The 21,143-nt window shown below is 45.7% G+C and carries 18 protein-coding genes; 9 read left to right on the forward strand and 9 right to left on the reverse strand.

Features of this window, described 5'->3' with window-relative positions; genetic code table 11:
* Positions 1-289: 289 nt before the first annotated feature.
* Positions 290-1,051 carry a tetratricopeptide repeat protein gene (locus RLO19_RS10765; RefSeq protein WP_446356251.1) on the reverse strand — a complete coding sequence of 254 codons (762 nt, stop codon included), beginning with the start codon at positions 1,049-1,051 and terminating at the stop codon, positions 290-292.
* Between the two features lie 213 nt (positions 1,052-1,264).
* Positions 1,265-2,233 carry a homogentisate phytyltransferase gene (locus tag RLO19_RS10770; protein ID WP_446356253.1) on the reverse strand — a complete coding sequence of 323 codons (969 nt, stop codon included), beginning with the start codon at positions 2,231-2,233 and terminating at the stop codon, positions 1,265-1,267.
* Between the two features lie 155 nt (positions 2,234-2,388).
* Between RLO19_RS10770 and RLO19_RS10775 the strand changes: the two genes are divergently transcribed.
* Entirely contained in the window at positions 2,389-3,066 is a 678-nt protein-coding gene (locus RLO19_RS10775; RefSeq protein ID WP_446356255.1) for a lecithin retinol acyltransferase family protein, read from the forward strand.
* A 292-nt stretch (positions 3,067-3,358) separates the two neighbouring features.
* Here RLO19_RS10775 and RLO19_RS10780 read toward each other — a convergent pair whose 3' ends face one another.
* The 4 genes from RLO19_RS10780 to RLO19_RS10795 form a co-directional block, all read right to left on the reverse strand.
* Positions 3,359-3,952: a hypothetical protein gene (locus tag RLO19_RS10780; protein WP_446356257.1), complete on the reverse strand. Its 594-nt coding sequence runs from the start codon at positions 3,950-3,952 to the stop codon at positions 3,359-3,361.
* Positions 3,953-4,434: 482 nt separating this feature from the next.
* Positions 4,435-5,142, reverse strand: a complete 708-nt coding sequence (locus RLO19_RS10785; RefSeq protein WP_446356258.1) for an ROK family protein — start codon at positions 5,140-5,142, stop codon at positions 4,435-4,437.
* A gap of 316 nt (positions 5,143-5,458) precedes the next feature.
* Positions 5,459-6,358 (reverse strand): S1 RNA-binding domain-containing protein, encoded by a 900-nt coding sequence (locus RLO19_RS10790; RefSeq protein ID WP_446356260.1) that lies wholly within the window; start codon positions 6,356-6,358, stop codon positions 5,459-5,461.
* An 85-nt stretch (positions 6,359-6,443) separates the two neighbouring features.
* Entirely contained in the window at positions 6,444-7,184 is a 741-nt protein-coding gene (locus RLO19_RS10795) for a dienelactone hydrolase family protein (RefSeq protein WP_446356261.1), read from the reverse strand.
* A gap of 598 nt (positions 7,185-7,782) precedes the next feature.
* On the opposite strand from RLO19_RS10795, the gene RLO19_RS10800 reads away from it, so the two are divergent.
* Positions 7,783-8,766 (forward strand): GntR family transcriptional regulator, encoded by a 984-nt coding sequence (locus tag RLO19_RS10800; protein WP_446356262.1) that lies wholly within the window; start codon positions 7,783-7,785, stop codon positions 8,764-8,766.
* 307 nt (positions 8,767-9,073) lie between these two features.
* On the forward strand, positions 9,074-9,697 hold the full coding sequence (locus RLO19_RS10805) for a hypothetical protein (RefSeq protein WP_446356264.1): 624 nt from the start codon (positions 9,074-9,076) through the stop codon (positions 9,695-9,697).
* A gap of 222 nt (positions 9,698-9,919) precedes the next feature.
* On the opposite strand, the gene RLO19_RS10810 is transcribed toward RLO19_RS10805, so the two are convergent.
* Complete coding sequence (locus tag RLO19_RS10810; RefSeq protein ID WP_446356266.1) at positions 9,920-10,267, reverse strand: DUF4870 domain-containing protein; 348 nt, start codon at positions 10,265-10,267, stop codon at positions 9,920-9,922.
* 321 nt (positions 10,268-10,588) lie between these two features.
* On the reverse strand, positions 10,589-11,980 hold the full coding sequence (locus RLO19_RS10815) for a sensor histidine kinase (RefSeq protein ID WP_446356268.1): 1,392 nt from the start codon (positions 11,978-11,980) through the stop codon (positions 10,589-10,591).
* Between the two features lie 91 nt (positions 11,981-12,071).
* Here RLO19_RS10815 and RLO19_RS10820 point away from each other — a divergent pair, with 91 nt between their 5' ends.
* Positions 12,072-12,224: a hypothetical protein gene (locus RLO19_RS10820; protein WP_446356269.1), complete on the forward strand. Its 153-nt coding sequence runs from the start codon at positions 12,072-12,074 to the stop codon at positions 12,222-12,224.
* A gap of 145 nt (positions 12,225-12,369) precedes the next feature.
* Positions 12,370-13,998 (forward strand): peptide chain release factor 3, encoded by a 1,629-nt coding sequence (locus RLO19_RS10825; RefSeq protein WP_446356271.1) that lies wholly within the window; start codon positions 12,370-12,372, stop codon positions 13,996-13,998.
* Between the two features lie 1,031 nt (positions 13,999-15,029).
* Here the strand turns inward: RLO19_RS10825 and purM are convergent.
* Positions 15,030-16,073 carry a phosphoribosylformylglycinamidine cyclo-ligase gene (gene purM, locus RLO19_RS10830; RefSeq protein WP_446356273.1) on the reverse strand — a complete coding sequence of 348 codons (1,044 nt, stop codon included), beginning with the start codon at positions 16,071-16,073 and terminating at the stop codon, positions 15,030-15,032.
* 78 nt (positions 16,074-16,151) lie between these two features.
* Between purM and RLO19_RS10835 the strand changes: the two genes are divergently transcribed.
* The 4 genes from RLO19_RS10835 to RLO19_RS10850 all read left to right on the forward strand — a co-directional run bounded on the left by RLO19_RS10835 (position 16,152) and on the right by RLO19_RS10850 (position 20,946).
* Positions 16,152-16,298 (forward strand): hypothetical protein, encoded by a 147-nt coding sequence (locus RLO19_RS10835; RefSeq protein ID WP_446356275.1) that lies wholly within the window; start codon positions 16,152-16,154, stop codon positions 16,296-16,298.
* 288 nt (positions 16,299-16,586) lie between these two features.
* Positions 16,587-17,711, forward strand: a complete 1,125-nt coding sequence (locus tag RLO19_RS10840; RefSeq protein ID WP_446356277.1) for a septal ring lytic transglycosylase RlpA family protein — start codon at positions 16,587-16,589, stop codon at positions 17,709-17,711.
* Positions 17,712-17,931: 220 nt separating this feature from the next.
* The gene (locus tag RLO19_RS10845) at positions 17,932-19,494 is read left to right on the forward strand and encodes a bifunctional pantoate--beta-alanine ligase/(d)CMP kinase (RefSeq protein ID WP_446356279.1); all 1,563 of its coding nucleotides are present in this window, start codon (positions 17,932-17,934) and stop codon (positions 19,492-19,494) included.
* A gap of 549 nt (positions 19,495-20,043) precedes the next feature.
* The gene (locus RLO19_RS10850) at positions 20,044-20,946 is read left to right on the forward strand and encodes a polysaccharide deacetylase family protein (RefSeq protein ID WP_446356281.1); all 903 of its coding nucleotides are present in this window, start codon (positions 20,044-20,046) and stop codon (positions 20,944-20,946) included.
* Positions 20,947-21,143: the final 197 nt, after the last annotated feature.

Here is a 21,143-nt window from a genome sequence, read left to right on the forward strand (position 1 = left end):
GCCACAAACCGATAACGTGACTAAACCCGCCCTTCTATTAGTCAGATTAGGGCTTCAAAAACGGTAATAGTAAAACCATTGGTGTCAACTTAAGCTACAGCCCTCACCCCCAACCCCTCTCCATCCCCCCTAGCCCCCCTTTGAAAGGGGGGGAGAAACCTTTGAAAGGGGGGGAGAAACCTTTGAAAGGGGGGGAGAAACCTTTGAAAGGGGGGGAGAAACCTTTGAAAGGGGGGGAGAAACCTTTGAAAGGGGGGAGAAAGAGGATAACTTGTTGAAAAACACCTTTTTATCCAAATTTACCTTGTTCTTTGAGTGCTTGTCGAATTCTTAACTGAGCATCCCGATCATTAGGATAACGGCTAATTGCCTCTCGCCAGACGCTGAGTGCTTCATCCAATTGACCCTGTTGCCTCAATGCATCCCCTAAATACCAATACGCTTGAGGCTTTTTAATATTAAGGCGAATAGCTTCGCGATATTCACCTATAGCAGCTTGCCAGTTTTCTTGAATCATCCAGCTATTGGCTAGGTTCAAATGTAATATAGGCTTTTCAGGATGCTGCTGGCTCAACGTCTGATACGACTCAATTAGAATTTCCAGTCGATTAACTTTTGCTAGCATTAAACCGACGCTAAAAGGAATGTCTGTATTCTGAGGATGGCGCTGGAGCAACTCCTGAATAACAGGTATGGCTTGATCAGGTTTTCCTTGTTCAATAAACGCTTGGGCTAACTTAATATACCCATCCACAGTTTTCGGCGATCGCGCGATGAGATCCCGGAATACAGCTACCGCTTCATCCCATTTATTTTGTGCCAGGAGTGTATTACCGAGCAGTAAGCGCACCATGTCATTACTGCGTTGTTTCTGGATAACTTGACGAAATAGTGCTTCCGCTTCTGGGTAATCCTTTTGCTGATAAAAGGCGATACCCTTTTGAAACAGCGACGCGATCGCAATTGTCTTACCAATCAAAAAAATAACAGTGAATAAACCGACAATGACGACTATAGCCGCTATCCAACTTGAATTCTGAACAATTCCCATCGGGTACATTTCTTAAACACAGATTACACAGATTGTAATCACACAGACAGAAAACTAAATAGTGAATGACACAGATTGACACAGAGAACTGGATAATCCCCCGACAATCGAATCATCGTTTGTTGATTGAGAACTAACCTTTCAGTGTAATCAGTGTGACTAACCTCTCACCTCCCACCCCAATCTCCCCCAAAAATCTGTGCAATCAGTGTTTTAAGCTAACAAACAAGCGGCGGGAAACATCAGATATTCTAAAAAGAAGAGTTTCCAGATGAATTGATAAAAACTCGCGATCGCGACTTTATCCTGCAAATCTACATCCTGACTGCGCCACCAGACGAGAAGTAACGCCGCCAGGTGTGTTATCCCCAAGACAACTGGGTTAACCACGTCAAACAGTAGCACTCCACCGATAATCATGCCCAAATAGCAGAGGGTGATAATCCATCGGGTGATATTAAACACCGCTGCCTTACCCAGTCGAATCGTGAACGTGGTGATATTATATAGCTTGTCTCCATCAATATCCGGGACATCTTTGAAAATCGCGATCGCAACGGTAAACACCAAAACAAATAACGTCAGTCCCCACACCGCAGGCGTTGGCGTCATCGCTTCACCTTGTTGCCACACCCAGCTAAAATGCAAGAATAGTCCTAAATTGACCACAGCACCCCGCACCGAAAAGATACAAAGTGCAGCCCAAAAGGGAAACCGCTTCAACCGGATGGGTGGTAAGGAATACGCCGTACCAATGGCTAAACTGACGCTAACCATGAGAAATAACCACCCGTCAAGTAACCAGGCTAACAGCAGCGCCAAGAGTCCAGTTACAGCAATAATCAGCTTAGCTTGTCCTCTGGAAAACTCCCCCGCTGCGATGGGAAGATGAGGTTTATTAATTTGGTCAATCTCCACATCTTCGAGTTGATTGAGTCCCACAATGTAGATATTACCGCAGCAGCAGGATATCCAGGTACCCAAGAGTTGAGCTAAATTGGAGGGTGCGATCGCACTGTCGGTAATCGCTAAGGCAATGACATATAGTGCCAATACACTTAGAGTAGTACCGATGATCGTGTGAGGACGCGAAAACTTCCACAAGGCATAAAACCAGTCTATGGGTTGCTTAAGCGGGTTGAGAGGGGAAGAGGTCAAGGTTGATGGAGAAATTTGGCTCATTCTGGAGTGTAATAGGCTTTCCCGTTCGATTTTACTCTCTTCGCTGGCTTCGTTCTATATTTTTTGTGCGATCGCGTCTTTTATCCAGCTTGTTTATATTTATTAGTATTATTGGCAACTAAGCTGGCACTTCTACCCTTCTACCCAAGGCAAGTATGGCACGAGGCGATCTAATTTACGCTTATCGAGAATTTCTCAACCTGCAAGGCGTCTACAAACATTATGGGATTGACTGCGGCGACGGTACGGTTATCCATTATCGCAAACCCAGTGAAACCATTGAACGCACTTCTTTACCTACATTTGCTAGAGGTGGAAAAATCTATGTAAAACAGTATCCCACTCATTTTATTCCTGATGTAGTTGTTCGCCGCGCTGAAAGTCGTTTAGGTGAACGGAAGTATAATCTGCTATACAACAACTGCGAACACTTTGCCATCTGGTGTAAAACTGGCGTGAGTCAAAGTCCGCAAATTCAAAATTTTATTCCGATTATTACTCAGATGAATACTGAGAACTTATACGAACCGATTAAACGAGCGCTGGAAGAGAAAGATCCTGACAAAGCTAATCAGTTATTGACTCAAGCGTTAGCTGAAATTAAAGGAGTTTGGAATACTCTGCAACCGCAGTACAACCACGATGTTCGTGAGATAAGTGCTTGGCAGAAAGTCGCCATTCAAGCACTGAAACAAAACCGGGAAGACTTAGCGCGGGCGGCAATTATCCGGAAGAAAGACTATGAGAAACGGGCGCAGGAGAATAAAGAGAAGTTAGATCAGCTTGCTCAGATGACGGAAACACTGATCCGCAATCGGCTAAATGTGAAGTAGATTTTGTCTTTATTTTACCAACATCGATTAATTTATAAAATTAGTGTTAATTAATGGTAAGAATCGGGTTTGTTCAGCTAACACCAAGGTGCGTTACGCTACCCTACCCTTCGGGAACGCTGCGCGAACGCTAACACACTCTACTGGCGTGAACCAGCTAAAATGGTGCAAGAGATTTTACCATTGAATCGGGCGCACGCCATGCGCCCCTACGGTTTCCGGGCTCCCATTCTAATTCACCAAATAAGCTGTGCCACGCCACTACAAATAGAGGCTTTGCGGAAGTCCTAAGTTACGCGATCGCACTCGATAGTTCTTGCCAGCGCTGATGCCACAATTGCTGCATCTTTTGTATTATCTCAGGTAAATCCTGAAAGTCCTGACTTTGTTGATTTATTTCTGAGGCTAATCCTTGGAGTCGGTTAAAATCTCGGCAACAATAGAGTACCCGTTCCCAAGCCCCATACCAATCCCTTCCGGCTTCCTGATGGGCGCGAATGGGTTTCAGGCGTTCTTCCTCGTTTCTCAGGTATTCAGCTTGTTTTGCCCAAGCCTGACGCCACGGTTGCACGGCTTCGGGTTGCTCATGCTGATCATACCAATCACGTTCCCTACGGAAGATTTCGCCTAATTCATCAAGCTGGGAACGAGAGGTACAGCGCCCAATCGCCGCCAATCCTGCGTCAATCCAAAGGGGCAAGTTGCGATAACTGACAAAGATAGCACGGGATTCCAGCAGCTTAACCCAGATTTGGTGGTGCCAGCATTCGACGCGATCGATTTGCTGGAGGGGAATGTTAAGAAATGTAGCGACTTGTTGGCGTACTTCGTCGAGAGAAAATTGGTGAGGATCAATTATTCCAGCCGTGATCAAGTTCCGATACATGATAAATCACTCCTGATTTGGGTATGAGCGGTAGCGTGTGCTTGATTTAGGACTGTTGATGCTGGATTTGTGGCGATATCGGCTGTTTTGCCGGAAAAATGCCTAAATCCTCAATCCTAAATCGATTGACCCAAAGTCTTAGCCACCCCGCATAAGTTGCTTTATGAAGTCGGAGTGGCTAGAGGAGTGTTAGTATTTCTTCTAGCTTCCAGACTGGCTCCTGCAGTTTGGGGGTTAGCTGCTCAGAGCTGCGCGAACAGCTTTGAGTGGCGCTAAGATTTTTAGGTTTAATTTGGATTATCTTAGCAGATTGAAGGATTTATGTGGCAGAGTCAAGGCTTTGTTACAAAAATTTATGTATCGGGAGTATTGGGGAATCCTTACGACAATTGAAAAAGGGCGGGTTTTGAAGCAACGTTATTATCAATAGCGTAATGAAAGTCCATAAACCCGCCCCTACAGGGGTAAACAATTAGGAAAAATTAATCCCGCCACAAGGCAATTCCGCCTAATAATCCGTTGATATTGGGAACAATTTTGACATTCGGCGGTAAGTCGAAGGTAATTTTTTTTGCTTCTCCGCCACCAATATAAAGATAGTCGTAGTTAAATAAATGTTCTAGGGTTGCGATCGCGCGTTGCAAACGAGAGTTCCATTTCTTCTCTCCCTTCTTCTCTAACGCCGCCCGCCCTAACTGTTGTTCGTAGGTGTCTCCCTGGCGAAAGGGGTGGTGTGCCATTTCTAAATTGGGGACGAGTTTACCATCCACAAATAAGGCTGAACCAAATCCTGTCCCTAGGGTAATCATTAGTTCTACCCCTTTACCCTGAACCGTGGCTAATCCCTGCATATCTGCATCGTTAGCCACACGCACCGGCTGTTTCAAGGTTTGAGAAAGGGTAGTCGCCAGATCAAACCCTTGCCAAGCTGGATCTAAATTCACCGCCGTTTTCACGACTCCAGCCATAACCACGCCAGGAAAGCCCACAGATACGCGATCGCATTCCCCTTGGGCGGCGGCTAATTGTGCGATCGCATCAATAACAGCATCCGGCGTTGCGGGTTGCGGTGTGGTGACTCGATGGCGTTCAGTGATCGGATTTCCCGCCGGATCTAAAACGATCACCTTAATCCCACTTCCACCAATATCCACGCTAAGAGTGCGGCTGGATTCCTCTGCTTTCGCCATCGGATTTTGATCCTCCTGTTTCAGATAAAAAAATAGGAAACGGCTACAACATTTTGATTGTGTAGGGGCGGGTTTAGAGACTAACTTTGATTCTTTTCCCTAGCTTAGCTACAAAACCCGCCCTTTGTTTGAGTTTTAAATGTGTAGGGGCGGGTTTAGGGACTAATTTTGATTCTTTTCCCTAGCTTAGCTACAAAACCCGCCCTCACCTCCGTTCATTCAAAACTTGGGCTGGGGCGGGTTTAGTTACATCTGGATGAGGTAAGAAACGCTAATCGTGAAACCCGCCCCTACACACAATTTAGAACGGTTCTGATTAGATCATTTTTGCCCTCGCCCGTTCTGAACGTGCCTCAGCACTTTCCATCACATCTGCCATTTTATGCACCATTTCTCCGGGGTAGTTTTCTAACACTTTTGTCGATAGAGAAACACGATTAGTGCCTTCATCCAAGCCAATCACGATTGCTTTAATTGATTGACCCACCTGAAACATATTCGTCAACGATTCCACCATATTTTGGCTAACTTGCTTAATATGCAATAAGCCGGTAATCCCGTCCAATTCTACAAACACACCAAAGGGTTTGATATTGGAAACCGTACCCTCCACTAACTGTCCTACCTCTAACATAGAGAAACTTTCAGCGCGAGTGGCTTCTCGTTGAGAAAAGACTAACTTGCTGCGATCGCGATCGGCTTCCAGGATGCTGGCGGTTAAGCTTTGACCAATTAGCGACTCTAAGTTCCCCCGTTGATTCAGGTGCGATCGCGGAATAAATCCTCGCAATCCCTGCCAATCCACAGTCACACCGCCTTTATTCACACCGGATACCTGCACCTGTAGCGACTTGCCACTGTCTTGGATTTGCGCCAGTTGATCCCAAATCTTATTGATTTCCAACTGACGCCGTGATAGAGTTATCTGACCTTCTGCATTCTGTTCCCGAATAATCAGAAACTCCAACTCTTCCTGCAACGGTAGCACCTCTGACCAATCTTCTACTCGTGCCACTGACACTTCCTGCCCTGGAACATAAGCCAAAGATTTGCCGCCAATATCGACATAAACACCATCCATCTCGTAGCTATGCACTTTACCTCGCACCACCTTCCCTTGACTAAATTCGTAGTCATACTCTTCTAGGGCTTTGGCAAAATCTTCCATGGAAAAAGCAGTTTTGCGGGTTTGAGAACGGGTTGATTCTGAAGTCATGAGTATTAGTTGTTTAAGAAAATAGATTTGTCATTTTTTACTTGTCATTTGGGGTTATTGATGACAAATAATCGATGACGAATAACTACAGTTCCTGCTGAAATAGCATCTTCACTTTTTCCCAAGCATCTTTTGCCGCTTGTGGGTTATAGCTGGCACGTTGATCACAGAAAAATCCATGATCAGCACCTTCATAGCGAAAGATCTGGTGGGAAATTTGGTGCTTTTTGAGTTCAGCTTCAATCTGGTTGACTTGTTCAGCCGGGATGCTAGCATCGTCCATGCCAAAGAATAGATGGATGGTTCCCGTAATATCCTGGGTACGGGTAATCGTTGGTTCATTCCCTCCGGGCGTCATCGTGGCAATCCCTGCACCATAGAAGGAGGCTGTCGCTTTGATGTCTGGCAAGGTTGCTGCTAGATAGGCGACATGACCCCCAAAACAGAAGCCAATACAGCCCATCGCATTGGATTTAACAGGTGTTTGCCCCCTTAAATAGTCGATCGCGCTTTGGATATCACTCAGCAGTTCCTCTGCCTGGGTTTGCGCCTTATAATCCTTGCCGATTTTCAGGTCAGCTTCTGTGTATCCTGTTTCAAAACCGGGGGCAACTCGTTGATAGAGGGCGGGTGCGATCGCGACGTATCCCTCTTGGGCAATCCGCTGAGTCACATTTCGGATATGGTCATTCACCCCAAAAATTTCCTGCAACACGACCACGCCCCCAACAGACTCCTCTCCCACGGGCATCGCTAAGTAAGCGTCAATTTGTAGAGAGCCGTTTGTAATCTTAACCCAATCGCTTTTGATTTCTCTAGCCGTCATAATTCAGGTTTATGCTGTGTTCGTCGATCTATCGCAGTCCTCGCTGCTATGGCTTTTGACCTTTTGGTCAACGGTCAAACTTCTGCTTAATTTTAACCCTCACGTCCCCCTCATTCAGCAAATTATTTACGGATTGTTATAATTATATTAGTTTGCTTGTTATTTTTCAAGGATTTATTATCTATCTCTTTTAATTATTCTGATACTCGAATGATTCGCGAAAACCTGAATCGGGTTTAAATTGTCAAGGGGGTGATTGGTTGAATATTTTTTAAAATATCCAACTTCATTGTTAAGCGGCTTCGACTTGAATATTAAATGAACGAACAAAAGTAAAAATACTGCATATTGGTTGATTTTTGGGGATTAGGATAGGTAATTCAAATGCACAATAGCATAGTGAAGAGAGTATTTTAGTAGGGAAAGCCGAATGATACATCAGATTAAGAAAACCGCAGTTGTTGTAAAGTTTAGCTATGATAAATGCTTAGAGAAATGCCTAAGTCAGGACTAGAGGGTCAGCCACCCACCATCTGATCTTAAACTGTACGTTATACTCTGGTGTCTATTGAAAAGCAAGTGCTTGGGAGACTTTATAATGGTTCAGTACCATATTCAGCCTGATAGCGAAATCCCTGCCTCAAAGCAGCTATTCGACCAAATTCAGTTTGCGATCGCCTCTCGTCAATATCCACCGGGACATAAATTGCCCAGTACCCGTCAATTAGCCATGGAGACGGGGTTGCATCGTAATACCATCAGTAAAGTGTACCGCCAACTAGAAGAAACGGGACTCGTCGAATCCATAGCCGGCTCAGGGATTTATGTGAAAGCCCAGGGTCATGAAGGCGGAACTCAGCGTCAATCTCCGATTCTCCAGCAATATCCCCAAGCATCAAGAGTTGTCCAGCAGAGTTTGGACGAATTACTCTCTCAAGGGTGTTCCCTTAATGAAGCCCGCGAACTCTTTTTAGCCGAAATTGACTGGCGGTTGCGCTGTAGTGCTAGAGTGCTTGTTACCGTAGAGTCACGAGATATGGGCGCTGGGGAGTTAATGGTGCAGGAATTGGAATCTGCCCTGGGAATTCCGGTACAGTTAGTCCCCTTAGAAGAATTAGAACAAACCCTAGAACGCACCAATTCCGGTACAGTCGTCACCAGCCGCTATTTTATCCAAAAAGCCGAAGCGATCGCAGCGCCGAAATCCGTGCGGGTTATTCCTGTCGATATCCACGACTATGGACAAGAAATCGAGATTGTCAAAAGTCTCCCCAAAGATAGTTGTCTGGGCTGTGTAAGTCTCAGTGGGGGTATTCTCAGGATTGTAGACGTGATTATCCACAGTCTGCGCGGGGATGATTTACTCCTGATTACCGCTCAGGTTAGTGATAAATATAAACTTAACGCTTTAGTCCGCAGTGCGCGAACGATTATTAGCGATCAAGCCAGTTATGATACAGTCAAACGGGCAATTTTAGACGCCAGAGATGATCTGATCCGTCCGCCCAAGCTGGTTTGCAGTGAAAATTATATTGGTACAAAATCGATTAATTTACTCAAACGTGAGTTGGGTTTAGGGTAGTTAGGGGTTGCGGAATAAGTATTGTGGTGGGGGTAGGGAACAGGGAACGGTTGTAGTGCGAGCGTCTCGCTCGCTATTTTGTATGTTTTTATCTATCGAGTTATCTATCGAGGCAAATTTGCTTGCACTCGTTCTAAGGTTTCAAATTGGCTATAGGACATAAGACGGCTTAGAACCTGGGAGATGCACGATATGATCAAGGTAATCATGCGTGACTTCATTGCCGTGCCTAAGTTTACCTTTGCCGCTATCTCTCTAGACGATCTAAAATCCTTCATTCACCTCCATGAAGGATTCATCGGTAACTATGAATGGAACCTACACCTTTAGCAAGTATTTTGATTTGCCTTACTCACCTGAAGATATTTTGGCAGATTTAGGCTGTACCCTTGAGCGTACCGATCGCAAAGATCTTCCCTATACGCAATGTGAATTAGATTGGCTACCTGAATTCGCACAGAGTATGCGGCGCAGACTGAAACGGGTGAATACCACGACTGAACAGGCACGCCGGGAGGCATTGATTTTTCCGTTGATCGATCAGATATGCGATCGCTTAGACTATTCAATCAATATTGAGTATACCGTTAGTGTTAGCAATTGGTTAAAAGGTTCACTCGATTACTATATTCCCAGTCCCAGCAATTTTCTAATTATTGAAGCCAAGCAATCGGATTTAACTAAAGGCTTTACTCAGCTTGCTGTTGAATTGATTGCCCTCGATCACTGGGTAGAAAGTAAGAGTCCGATTTTGTACGGTGCGGTTTCGACCGGGGAAATTTGGCGATTTGGTCTGTATGATCGAGCCAAACATCATCTGGTACAATATTTACCTTTACATCCTATACCGCAGAATTTAGAGTTTGTAACGCGGACGATTATTGGAATTTTGCAGGGAGAGGCGATCGGGGAAAATCCAGTCTTGATCTGACACGGGGAATCGCTCTGAGGAAAATGGGGGAGATGGGGGAGATGGGGGAACAAAACATTTGCTTGAGCAAAGTGAAGGGTTAAGTCGGGGCGGGTTTAGTTCCATTTAGGTGAAGGAAGAAACGATAGTAGTGAAAAGATCCCCTACACACTCAAAACTTAAAAGACTCCACCTTTTAACTTAAATGGAGTCCGAATGCGTGTAAACTAAATGAAGCGGAAATTATAGAATACGGAAGATAAAGGGATAGCGGAAAGATTGATCGGGATTTTTCAACACTTGCCAAATCGCCATAATTGGCATGACGACATTCACGATACCCAAAAGACCCAGCAGGGGCCAACCGATCAGCACAACCGTTAAGACACCAAAGATTAAGCCGTAGATCCAAAGGTTCAGGTGAAAGTTCAGCGATTCTGTCGCGTTTTCCTTCACCACTGGGTCATCAGACACTAACAAGACGGCAATCGGAATACCGATAGATACCAACGCCGCACTAATAAAAATTGATCCATGACAGAGGGCAGATAAAAGCTTGCGTTTGTCGCTATCATAAACATCATACGTCATGGGACAGTCCTCCTTCCCCTCAAGGGAAACTAACTCTTCATTCTGACTGTAACAGGTTCGCTGAACAATACAGGTCGTGAATTCCGTCCTACACAGGGGGGATATTCCTCTCGGTAAGCTGTCACGAATTTAATTGGCAATACCCCACACCCATCCGTGTCAACTGAAGCCACAACCCTTACCAATTCTCGTTTCCAGCTTTAGGGTGGAAATGCTATTCAGCGGCTCTGCCACTAGCAGGGGAGGCTCTGCCTCTCCTGTAGCGTTCCCAGGCTGAGCCTGGGAACGAGAGTTAGCCTGCTCACTAACTGGTTTTTCCGCTTAAGTTGACACCAATGCCCCACACCCTACACCCCCTTTAAGTAGGGGCTGCTGAATGGGAATCTCGATCGCAAATTCTGCGCCTTGTCCTGGTGTAGATTGACATTTAAGCTGACCTCGATGTCTATCGACGACGATTTGATAGCTAATGGATAGTCCTAATCCGGTTCCTTGACCGACAGGTTTGGTGGTAAAGAAGGGGTCAAAGAGTTGACGCTGAGTTTTCTCGCTCATTCCCGGACCATTATCAATAATCCGAATCGCGACTTGGTTGGGTGCGATCACTTCGGTACGAATGCGAATCGTGGGAGTGGGATGCTGGTGTCCATTATCTGTTGTTCTTGATTCCTCTAACGCATCTATCGCATTACTCAACAGGTTCATAAACACCTGATTGAGTTGTCCCACGTAGCATTCCACTGTGGGTAAGTCTTCGTACTCCTTGACAATCTGAATTTCAGCATATCCAGGTTTTGCCTTGAGTTGATGTTGCAGAATCAGCAATGTACCTTCTAACCCTTCGTGCAAATCTACTGCTTTCACCTCAGCTTGATCTACCCGGGCAAAGTTACGTAAGGATAGCACGATCTGACGAATCCGCTTGGTTCCTACTGCCATCGATTCCAACAGGCGAGGTAAGTCCTCTCGCAGAAACGCTAAATCAATCTGTTCCGCCGTAGTTTGAATTTCTGGGACAGTTTGGGGATAATGCTTATCGTACAGGGAAACTAAATTCAGTAAATCTTGAGCATAATTTCTGGCATGTACCAGATTCCCAAAAATAAAGTTAACTGGATTATTAATTTCATGGGCTAACCCGGCGACGAGTTGTCCCAGACTCGACATTTTCTCAGTATGAACTAATTGGGCTTGGGCATGTTGCAAGTCACGCAACGCCTGTTCTAAGAGGGTGGCTTTTTGCTGAATTTCATCTTGCGATCGCCTGAGGGCAAGTTCGGTTTGTTGGCGTTCCTGAATTTCAGCTTCTAAACGCTGGTTGGCAGCTTCGAGTTCCACCGCACTGGCAACATCAAAGGCTTTGGGCATTAATGGCACTAATTCTAGGGCAGTATAGACGGAAATTAATGCCGTGATTGCTTTGATTAATCCAAATAGCCAATAATCGGGATGCCAAATCGTCCAAATAGCCATAGTATGAGTAATACCGCAGGCAATGATAAAAGCGGCAAACATGAGAAAGACTCGCGAAAACGGCAAATCCCGTCGCTGGCAAACAAAATAGATTAAGGTTAGGGGAATTGAACCATAAGCCAGGGCAATGAACGCATCCGATAAGAGATGTAGCCAGACTAAACCGGGCTTCCAGAGGTAGCAGTTGCCATGAGGCATGAAAAGTGTGGCAGTCAAAACATTAGTGATAAACGACTGCATAATATCTCCTTCTAATCAAAAATTAGCTCTTATCTGGTAAAATTGAAACGCTTTGAGGGGACTCAATCAGTGATTGGTGAAACCATGAACCATGACTCAGCGTACAGTGGAGGATGTAACCCCCTACTCAGGAAATAACGAGAAAGCGCTCACCCTGTTAACGTTTGAACCTGAAGAAATTAGATTTATCCAAACGGCGCTGATTTCAGTATTCCCTAAAATTGATGGAAACTACACCTTCTAGAGTCATAACTCTATAGGGTTAATTTTTGTAAAAGAAACTTGACGATTTATGACTTAGGATATAAAAAATATCAACTCAAGCCAACCAACACAGAAGCTCAACTTCTATAATAGAAGGCTGAGTGTTGCTTAATTAGGCGTTTTGAATGTCCACTGAACTTCAGGCTGAACTGCAAACGGCGGTTGAACACCGACGAAATTTTGCGATTATTTCCCACCCAGACGCGGGGAAGACGACGCTGACTGAGAAGCTGTTGCTATATGGAGGTGCGATTCACGAAGCCGGGGCGGTGAAAGCACGACGGGCGCAGCGCAAGGTAACGTCTGACTGGATGGCGATGGAACAACAACGGGGAATTTCGATTACCTCGACGGTGTTGCAGTTCGAGTATAAGAATCGCCAGATTAATTTGCTGGACACGCCGGGACACCAAGATTTTAGTGAAGATACCTATCGCACATTGGCGGCGGCGGATAATGCGGTGATGCTGGTTGATGCGGCGAAGGGTTTGGAACCCCAGACGCGCAAGTTATTTGAAGTTTGCCGGATGCGATCGCTGCCGATTTTCACATTTGTAAATAAAATGGATCGTCCGTCGCGGGAACCATTGGAACTGCTGGATGAAATTGAGCAGGAGTTAGGGTTACAGACATACCCGGTGAATTGGCCCATTGGTATGGGCGATCGCTTTAAGGGCCTGTTTGACCGCCGTCTGCGGCAAATTCACTTATTTGAACGCACGGCACATGGGAGTAGGGAAGCGGGAGAGACGGTTCTCGATTTGGGGGATTCCCGGATTGAAAAATTATTGGATCAAGATCTTTATTATCAGTTGAAAGAAGAATTAGAACTGATTGAGGAGATTGGACCGGATTTAGATTTAGAGTGGGTGCATCAGGGTCAGATGACGCCTGTATTCTTTGGCAGTGCTATGACTAATTTTGGCGTCAAGCTATTTTTGGATGCGTTTTTAGAGTACGCCATGCAACCGGAAGCCTACAAATCTACAGAGGGGGAAATGCCGCCAACCCATCCAGATTTCAGCGGATTTGTGTTTAAGCTGCAAGCGAATATGGACCCCAAGCACCGGGATAGAGTGGCATTTGTCCGGGTTTGTACGGGTCGATTTGACAAGGACATGACCGTGAATCATGCGCGGACTGGTAAAACGGTACGGTTGTCAAGACCTCAGAAGTTATTTGCCCAGGGGAGGGAATCTCTGGACGTGGCATATCCAGGGGATGTGATTGGGTTAAATAATCCGGGGGTGTTTGCGATCGGGGATACGATTTACAATGGCAAGCGTTTGGAGTATGAAGGGATTCCCTGTTTTTCTCCGGAATTGTTTGCCTATTTGAAAAATCCCAATCCTTCTAAATTTAAGCAATTCCACAAAGGGGTAACTGAGTTGCGCGAAGAGGGGGCGATACAGATTATGTACTCGGTGGATGAGTCCAAGCGCGACCCAATTTTAGCCGCCGTGGGACAGTTGCAATTTGAGGTGGTTCAGTTCCGTTTACAGAATGAATATGGCGTAGAAACGCTATTAGATATGTTGCCCTATAGTGTTGCCCGTTGGGTAGCTGGGGGGTGGCAAGCATTAGAAAAAGCGGGACGGCTATTTAACACGGCGGTGGTGAAAGATAACTGGGGACGTCCAGTTTTGTTGTTTAAGAATGAGTGGAATTTACAGCAGGTGATTGGGGATCATCCAGAGTTACAGTTGAATGCGACAGCGCCTGTGGCGTCGGGACAGGAACCCGATTCGTTGTGACCTCTCCCCTAACCCCTCTCCTGCGAGGAGAGGGGAATAAAGTTATAGGTATGGTTTTATAACAGTTGACAGTAAAAAGATTGCGACTAGAATTTGTGCGGATTAAAAAATATGGATGACTCCAAAATTGCTAAACGTACTGAACAAATAATCAAAGAACGAGGCTATGATCCAGAATTGGCTAAGAATATTGCCAAAGATGAAGCGAGTACCTCTAAATAGACAGATATCCATGAAAGAGCGTAAACATGGAAAATTAACTCCAAAGGATTGGGCAAAAGTTAAAGCCACAATCCAGCAACTTTGGGCGTATATCTGATATTTATAGAGTTGACTAGAAGGATATAGCTTTATGGCAATTGTTGTAACCCTTAACCTGAAGTTCCCCCCCATACAGATGTACTCCACCCAGCGTCAAGCCTTATACCGTAAGGGTTTTAGCGCTAAAACCCTCAAAAATCGTACCCATGTTGCCCTTGCCATATCTTCGCGATCGCGAAGACTTGCAATAGACAAGAGATCGACTGAAACCCCCGCCACATCAAGGTTTTAGCGATTGTACCCATGTAATGCGACTGAAAAATCGCGGAAAGTCGCACGGTGCGGTAGTTTCGATTTTTTGGCTAGGGGGAACTTCAGCTTAAAAGAAGAGGATTGAAATTAAGGAAAATCTTTTTTAATTTCTTCGTAAACGAAGAGGTCTTAGACCCAATTAATCAATTATCAATTATCAATTATTAATTATCCATTGATAAACGGCATCCATCGGATGTCCTTATGCTCTTGGTGACTGCTATATTGACGACGAATGAGGGCACGGCAATGCCGTGCCCCTACCCCCTACCATAGCTCAGGGATTGGGTAGGGACACGATACTATCGTGTCCTTAAACTTTTGGGGTAATGTTGACATAACTTACAGCAAAGTGCCGGTCTATCAGATACACCTAGGCTACGGGAAAAAGATGATTAATCAGGGATAAGGTATAAAAGAATGTACCATCAGAACTTGAAAACCGATGTAATTACTAATTAACCCGATAGACCAACCACTTCCCCTGAACCTTCAATTACTTCCCCAATCCGAGAAGCCATGACGCCTTGAGATTCAAACCATCGACAGGTTTTTTCGGCTTGAACAGATGACACCAACACCACAAACCCAATCCCCATATTGAAAGTATTAAACATCTCCTCCCGACTCACTTGACCCGCCTCAGCTAACCACTGAAAAATAGGTAAAATCTCCCAGCTATTCTGCTCAATCTGCACCGATTGACCTTGACCTAAACACCGAGGTAAATTTTCCGGTAAACCGCCCCCTGTAATGTGAGCCATACCATGAATTTCAATCCCAGCCTGTAGCGCATCTAGAATCGGTTTCACGTAAATTTGAGTCGGCGTCAGCAGCACGTCTCCTAAACGTTGACCCCCTAGTAAATCGGGACAGCTATCCCAACTTAACGGAGATTCCTGGTTAATTGAATCGCTAACAATTTTGCGGACTAAACTAAACCCATTACTGTGAACCCCCTGACTGGCTAAACCAATCGCCACATCTCCCAATTGCACCTGAGAACCGTCTAAAATTTCGCTTTTTTCCACCATTCCCACGCAAAACCCAGCAATGTCATACTCTCCCGGTTGATAAAAACCGGGCATTTCTGCGGTTTCTCCTCCCAACAAAGCACAGCCAGCGAGACGACATCCCTGAGCAATACCCGCTACCACCTGAGTGAGTTGCTCTTGATTCAGCTTTCCTGTGGCTAAATAGTCCAAAAAAAATAGGGGTTGTGCGCCAGATGTCAATACATCGTTGACACACATAGCAACTAAATCAATTCCAACGGTGTCGTGACGATTCAACTCGTGAGCCAGTTTCAGCTTTGTCCCCACTCCATCGGTTCCCGATACTAAAACGGGTTCGCGATATCCCATCGGTAACTGGAAACAACCGCTAAAGCCACCAAATCCCCCTAAAACTTCGGGTCGATGGGTGCTTTGGACTAGCCCTCTAATCTGCTGTACAAACGCTCGACCTGCTTCGATATCAACACCAGCTTCTCGATAATCCATGAAATACCACTAGGAATGAAAACGTTGTTCTGATTGTAGGGGCGGGTTTCACGATTATCGTTTGTTTCCCGCCCTGATGTGACTAAACCCGCCCCAACCAGGAATATAAGGGCGGGTTTATTACAGTTATCGGTTTTTGCCAAAACGTTATCGGTAAAACCCGCCCCTACAGCATTGATGGAAAACCTTCGCCGCGACGGTCGAGGTTTGTTGCCTCTATTGTAAAGTTTTGTTAAGAAACTCGTAAATTCCCTGAGAGGGGTAAAAGCGGGAAATCCTTGTCATATCAAGCTTTAGGGCAAATTATATGATATCGCACTTTTGAAGATCTTATCGCTGATTCCCAAAAATCACTGATCCCCAAACCCAAAACTTCGTGTTAGTCTGTGTCAGTTCCATAAAAATAGGACGAAATCGCAATGAGTATGAGTTGCAGCAGATTTTTCTTAATTCTCTTGCATCACCACCCATAACCCCAAACGTAGAATTCCAGAGGCTTTTGATTATAGGCTTATGAATCAGCGAATTTTGAGTGGTCTCACTGTTACGTTCTTAACCACAGCCATCAGCACAGTGATATCCAATCCGGCTAACCAAGCTCAGGCAGTTGACCAAGGTTCTGAGGGCAACTTGACTCCCGCTCAAGCGCTACAATCTCCAGAAACAATTCCCTCCACCTCCTCTCAACCAACCCTTCAGCCGCCAGAGGTGGTAAAAGTGGGAGAATTTCAGTCCCCAGCATCTCAGGTTGGGGAAGCCGAAGAAGTCATTGCCAAAATTCATGCCTATTCACTAGATGGGCGTCAGGCAGCTACTCTTTATGTGCGCGACATCCCTGTACTGACGTTCTTAGGTTCAAAGGCAATTGTCAACAATGGCAGCAAAGTGGGAGAAGTGGCTCTGGGAAATAACTCTGAACCCGGGTATTCTTCATCCAAAACGGTGTCTGACTATCAATCCCTAGAGGTAGACCAACTGGATAATACCGCCTCGCCAAGTGTCACCTCGACCAGTAATGCCAATCTGGATGATGCCCTATGGCGGGCGACGGCTGTTGCGGCTCAACTCAATCAACTGCATCGGGATAATATTAATGCAGACGCGATCGCAGTTCGTTGGAATCAGGCGTGTAACTGCTACAGCATCAAGGTAAATGACCAGGAGTTGGTGCAAGTTAACGAAAACACCATCCTGCCCGATACCACCCAAAACCTAGCCGAAGATGCCCTGCAAGCCACCAACCGACTGCGACGCTTAATGGGTAATGCTCCCCCCATACGCGAAATTGAGGGCAAACCCACCGCCCAGACAATCGCCCAAGTCGCAATCGGTTCAGTACGCTTTCAGGTTAAAGGTATTGCCTCCTGGTATGGTCCTGGCTTTCACGGAAACCGCAGCGCTAGTGGTGAGCGATTTAATCAAAATGCGCTAACCGCCGCTCATCGCAGCTTACCCTTTGGCACTAACGTGCGAGTCACCAACTTAAATAATGGTCGCTCCGTTATCGTGCGGATTAATGATCGGGGACCTTATGTCAGAGGGCGAGTCATTGACCTTTCCGCCGCCGCCGCCAGAGTTTTAGGATTGCTCCGCACAGGTGTGGCGCCTGTACAGATTGAGGTTTTAGATAACTACTAGGGAATAGTTTTGAATGTTGACCCTTCACTTGGTTCGGGGAACCTGGTTTTGAAGTTTGTAGGGGCGGGTTTCACTACTATCTTTTCTGACCTCACAACAGATGTGACTAAACCCGCCCCAACAGAGTGCCAGAATTCTTGCACAAAGAACCAAGGACGAATGACCAAGGACAAAGGACAAAATTGCTAACATCGATCTAAGATCAAACCTCTAAACTCTCATGCGTCTGTTTACGACAATAGCGGGATTACGCTGCTACTTAGAACATCATCGAACCCAAAAAACTGTCGGTTTCGTGCCGACGATGGGGGCGTTACACCCAGGTCACCTTAGCTTAATCGAGCGGGCGAGAGGCGACAATGCTATGGTCATTGTCAGCATTTTTGTCAATCCGCTCCAGTTTGGACTAGGGGAAGATTTGCAGCAGTACCCGCGTCAGTTGGAGCAGGATCAACGCTTGTGTGAACAAGTGGGAGTGGATGTGATTTTTGCGCCAACAGTGGTGGAATTGTATGGCGATGACTCATCCGATCTGCACGCCCCCACTGAGTTCACTCAAGTCCAGCCACCAGCAGCCATGAACTCTATTTTATGTGGTCACTCCCGTCCGGGTCACTTTCAGGGGGTGGCGACTGTGGTGACTAAGTTATTAAATCTAGTTCAACCCGATCGCGCTTATTTTGGTCAAAAGGATGCTCAGCAATTGGCGATTATTCGCCGCTTGGTCGCAGATCTAAATTTGCCTGTCACTATCGTATCTTGTCCGATCGCGCGTGAGTCTTCAGGACTTGCCTATAGTTCTCGCAATCAGTATTTGACGCCAGAACAAAAAGCACAAGCTCCGATTCTCTATAAGGGTTTACAAAATGCCCAAAATGTGTTAGAAGTTGGGAAGCGCGATCGCACGTCCTTAATTGCTGCTGTTACCTCAGAACTAACCTCGGTTAAGGAGATTCAAGTCGAGTACATCGAATTGGTTCATCCCACTACCTTGACCCCCCTAGAGCAAGTCGAAGACGAAGGATTACTCGCGATCGCGGCTCGTCTGGGTTCAACTCGTTTAATTGATAATATTATGCTGCGAAATCGCCAACCAATTATTGCTATTGATGGACCTGCAGGAGCGGGGAAATCCACAGTGACGCGGTTAGTGGCGCAGCAACTCGGCTTAATGTATCTGGATACAGGAGCGATGTATCGGGCGGTGACGTGGCGGGTGATGCAAGCCGGAATTGAGCTCACCGATAAACCTGCGATCGCGGAATTAGTAAGTCAATGTCAAATTTCTTTAATCAGTAGCGGTTCACAACCCCAAAGCCTGAGTGTGTGGATTGATGGAAAAGAAGTCACCCAAGCCATTCGCTCCTTAGAAGTTACCGCCAATGTCTCTTTTGTCGCGGCGATACCGGCTGTGCGTCACGAATTAGTCAAACAGCAGCAGCGCTTGGCGTCTAAGGGTGGCGTTGTCGCCGAAGGGCGGGATATCGGGACTCATGTTTTCCCCGATGCTGAACTGAAAATCTTTCTCACCGCCTCGGTTCAAGAACGGGCACGCCGACGCCAGCAAGATCTCAAAAACCAAGACCAAGGTACTGTCAGTTTAGAACAGCTAGAGGCGGACATTCAACTACGAGACCAGCGTGACAGCACTCGTGCATTAGCCCCCCTATGCCAAGCCGCCGACGCGATCGAAATCAATACGGATGGCTTAACAATTCCTGAAGTCACCGCTAGAATTATCAGTTTATACCATAAAAAAGCATTATCGTTACCTCAAGAATAAAAGCCTGTTCATCCTGACATTTCATGGGTTAAACAATTCTCGCCCTCAAAACTTAGACTGGGCGGGTTTTGAGTTACTGCGTTTCGTGAACCATGACAGATTACCTCTTTGACTGCAACTTGGTATAGCAACCGCCATAGCGGTTAGGACACATCTTATGGTAGAGACGCGCCATGGCGCGTCTGGAACAACAGTTCCCTTGTCCTAATCGATGTGTCTACTGCTATATATCACTAAAAAAAACTAATACGTTATCCCGGATGTACTGCCATTTGCGTCGTAACTAACAAAAGAATCATTAACACGCTAGGCGGAGTTCGGTATCCAGTTGCCCCACAGCGAACTGAATATCTCTAGAAATGGTGGCGTTTAGCAATTGAGACGCAGGGTTTAGCATCAGAATTTATCAAGCGGGTTGATCTGTGCTTAGGCGTTTATGTCTGGCGATAGATTAACCCGCCGCTTGAATTATTCTGCAACAAGAATAATCTAAAAATAAACAACCATGACGTGCCGCCTGCGTATTCAGAGGAGTGAAGGGGACATAAGGTGGCAAATCCTTATCAGTTAGTTTGGCAGTATAAATTATCCATTAGTTTAATAGCTGCCCTGGTTGGTTTTATTGCAAGTTTTACTGTATCCGTTGCTCGTTCAGTTAACCCGAAACTAGCGATCCCTAGTCCTAATCTGAACCAACAGGAACGGTCTAATTCCCAGAGTTTACAAATCAATGGTTTAATTGGAGAAGAACAGGAAATCCATGAAAAAATGCTCGCTAACTTGGCAGAAGAAGAAGCCAAACGCTTAACCTTTTCTGTACCAGTACAATTTCAAGGCAAAACCATTCGTTCTCGTGTCCTCAAGAATAATGCTAAAGTGATTGCTCTCACGTTTGATGATGGACCTTCATCGCAGACAACTCCCCAAGTTTTAGACATTCTCAAACGAGAAAATATCAAAGCCACCTTTTTTGTGGTAGGTAAGACGGTTAAGAATCATCCCCAGCTTATGAAACAAATTGTGGCTGAAGGTCACGCTATTGGTAACCACACTTGGAATCATCAATATCATCAGTACAGTCCATCGGCGGCGGCGCGTGAACTGGAAACTACCGCCACTTTAATTCATCAACTCACTGGTGTAAAAACGGCGTTATTTAGACCTCCGGCTGGCATTTTGGATAATGGCTTAGTTAGCTATGCTCAGCAAAAAAAGTATGCTGTGATTATGTGGTCAGCGGATTCAAAAGATTGGCAAAGTCATCGGATTACTGTGCCAAAATTAATCGATAACGCCCTTCAAGACGCTCAATCTGGTGGTATTATTTTACTGCACGACGGCGGTGGCGATCGCTCTAAAACAGTGGAAGCTTTACCGAAGTTGATTACTAAACTGAAACAGCGCGGTTATCAATTTGTCACCGTGCCAGAATTATTGGATATGCCAGATTAATACAATGAAGATAATAGTTTAGGTATATTTTCTTCTCCGCTTAACCCTGTGGCTTTGTGACCGAAAATTGGGGATACAAGCCCCGTCCTTATAGGGCGGCTTTTTATTTGATAAATCGTCCTGTTATTTTGTCAAACAGTTGTATAATGGTGTTAGGAGGTGATGCAATTGTTTAATTTAACCTACGAGTTCAAACT

The organism is Coleofasciculus sp. G2-EDA-02 (assembly GCF_040226375.1).
GTDB lineage: Bacteria > Cyanobacteriota > Cyanobacteriia > Cyanobacteriales > Coleofasciculaceae > Coleofasciculus.

Excerpts from the sequence above, each read along its gene's own strand:
- RLO19_RS10780 (WP_446356257.1), bottom strand. The coding sequence starts at position 3,952 with ATGTATCGGAACTTGATCACGGCTGGAATAATTGATCCTCACCAATTT.
- RLO19_RS10810 (WP_446356266.1), bottom strand. The coding sequence starts at position 10,267 with ATGACGTATGATGTTTATGATAGCGACAAACGCAAGCTTTTATCTGCC.
- RLO19_RS10790 (WP_446356260.1), bottom strand. The coding sequence starts at position 6,358 with ATGACTTCAGAATCAACCCGTTCTCAAACCCGCAAAACTGCTTTTTCC.
- RLO19_RS10825 (WP_446356271.1), top strand. The coding sequence starts at position 12,370 with ATGTCCACTGAACTTCAGGCTGAACTGCAAACGGCGGTTGAACACCGA.
- RLO19_RS10820 (WP_446356269.1), top strand. The coding sequence starts at position 12,072 with ATGACTCAGCGTACAGTGGAGGATGTAACCCCCTACTCAGGAAATAAC.
- RLO19_RS10800 (WP_446356262.1), top strand. The coding sequence starts at position 7,783 with ATGGTTCAGTACCATATTCAGCCTGATAGCGAAATCCCTGCCTCAAAG.
- RLO19_RS10805 (WP_446356264.1), top strand. The coding sequence starts at position 9,074 with ATGAATGGAACCTACACCTTTAGCAAGTATTTTGATTTGCCTTACTCA.
- RLO19_RS10765 (WP_446356251.1), bottom strand. The coding sequence starts at position 1,051 with ATGGGAATTGTTCAGAATTCAAGTTGGATAGCGGCTATAGTCGTCATT.
- RLO19_RS10840 (WP_446356277.1), top strand. The coding sequence starts at position 16,587 with ATGAATCAGCGAATTTTGAGTGGTCTCACTGTTACGTTCTTAACCACA.
- RLO19_RS10845 (WP_446356279.1), top strand. The coding sequence starts at position 17,932 with ATGCGTCTGTTTACGACAATAGCGGGATTACGCTGCTACTTAGAACAT.
- RLO19_RS10795 (WP_446356261.1), bottom strand. The coding sequence starts at position 7,184 with ATGACGGCTAGAGAAATCAAAAGCGATTGGGTTAAGATTACAAACGGC.
- RLO19_RS10775 (WP_446356255.1), top strand. The coding sequence starts at position 2,389 with ATGGCACGAGGCGATCTAATTTACGCTTATCGAGAATTTCTCAACCTG.
- RLO19_RS10815 (WP_446356268.1), bottom strand. The coding sequence starts at position 11,980 with ATGCAGTCGTTTATCACTAATGTTTTGACTGCCACACTTTTCATGCCT.
- purM (WP_446356273.1), bottom strand. The coding sequence starts at position 16,073 with ATGGATTATCGAGAAGCTGGTGTTGATATCGAAGCAGGTCGAGCGTTT.
- RLO19_RS10785 (WP_446356258.1), bottom strand. The coding sequence starts at position 5,142 with ATGGCGAAAGCAGAGGAATCCAGCCGCACTCTTAGCGTGGATATTGGT.
- RLO19_RS10770 (WP_446356253.1), bottom strand. The coding sequence starts at position 2,233 with ATGAGCCAAATTTCTCCATCAACCTTGACCTCTTCCCCTCTCAACCCG.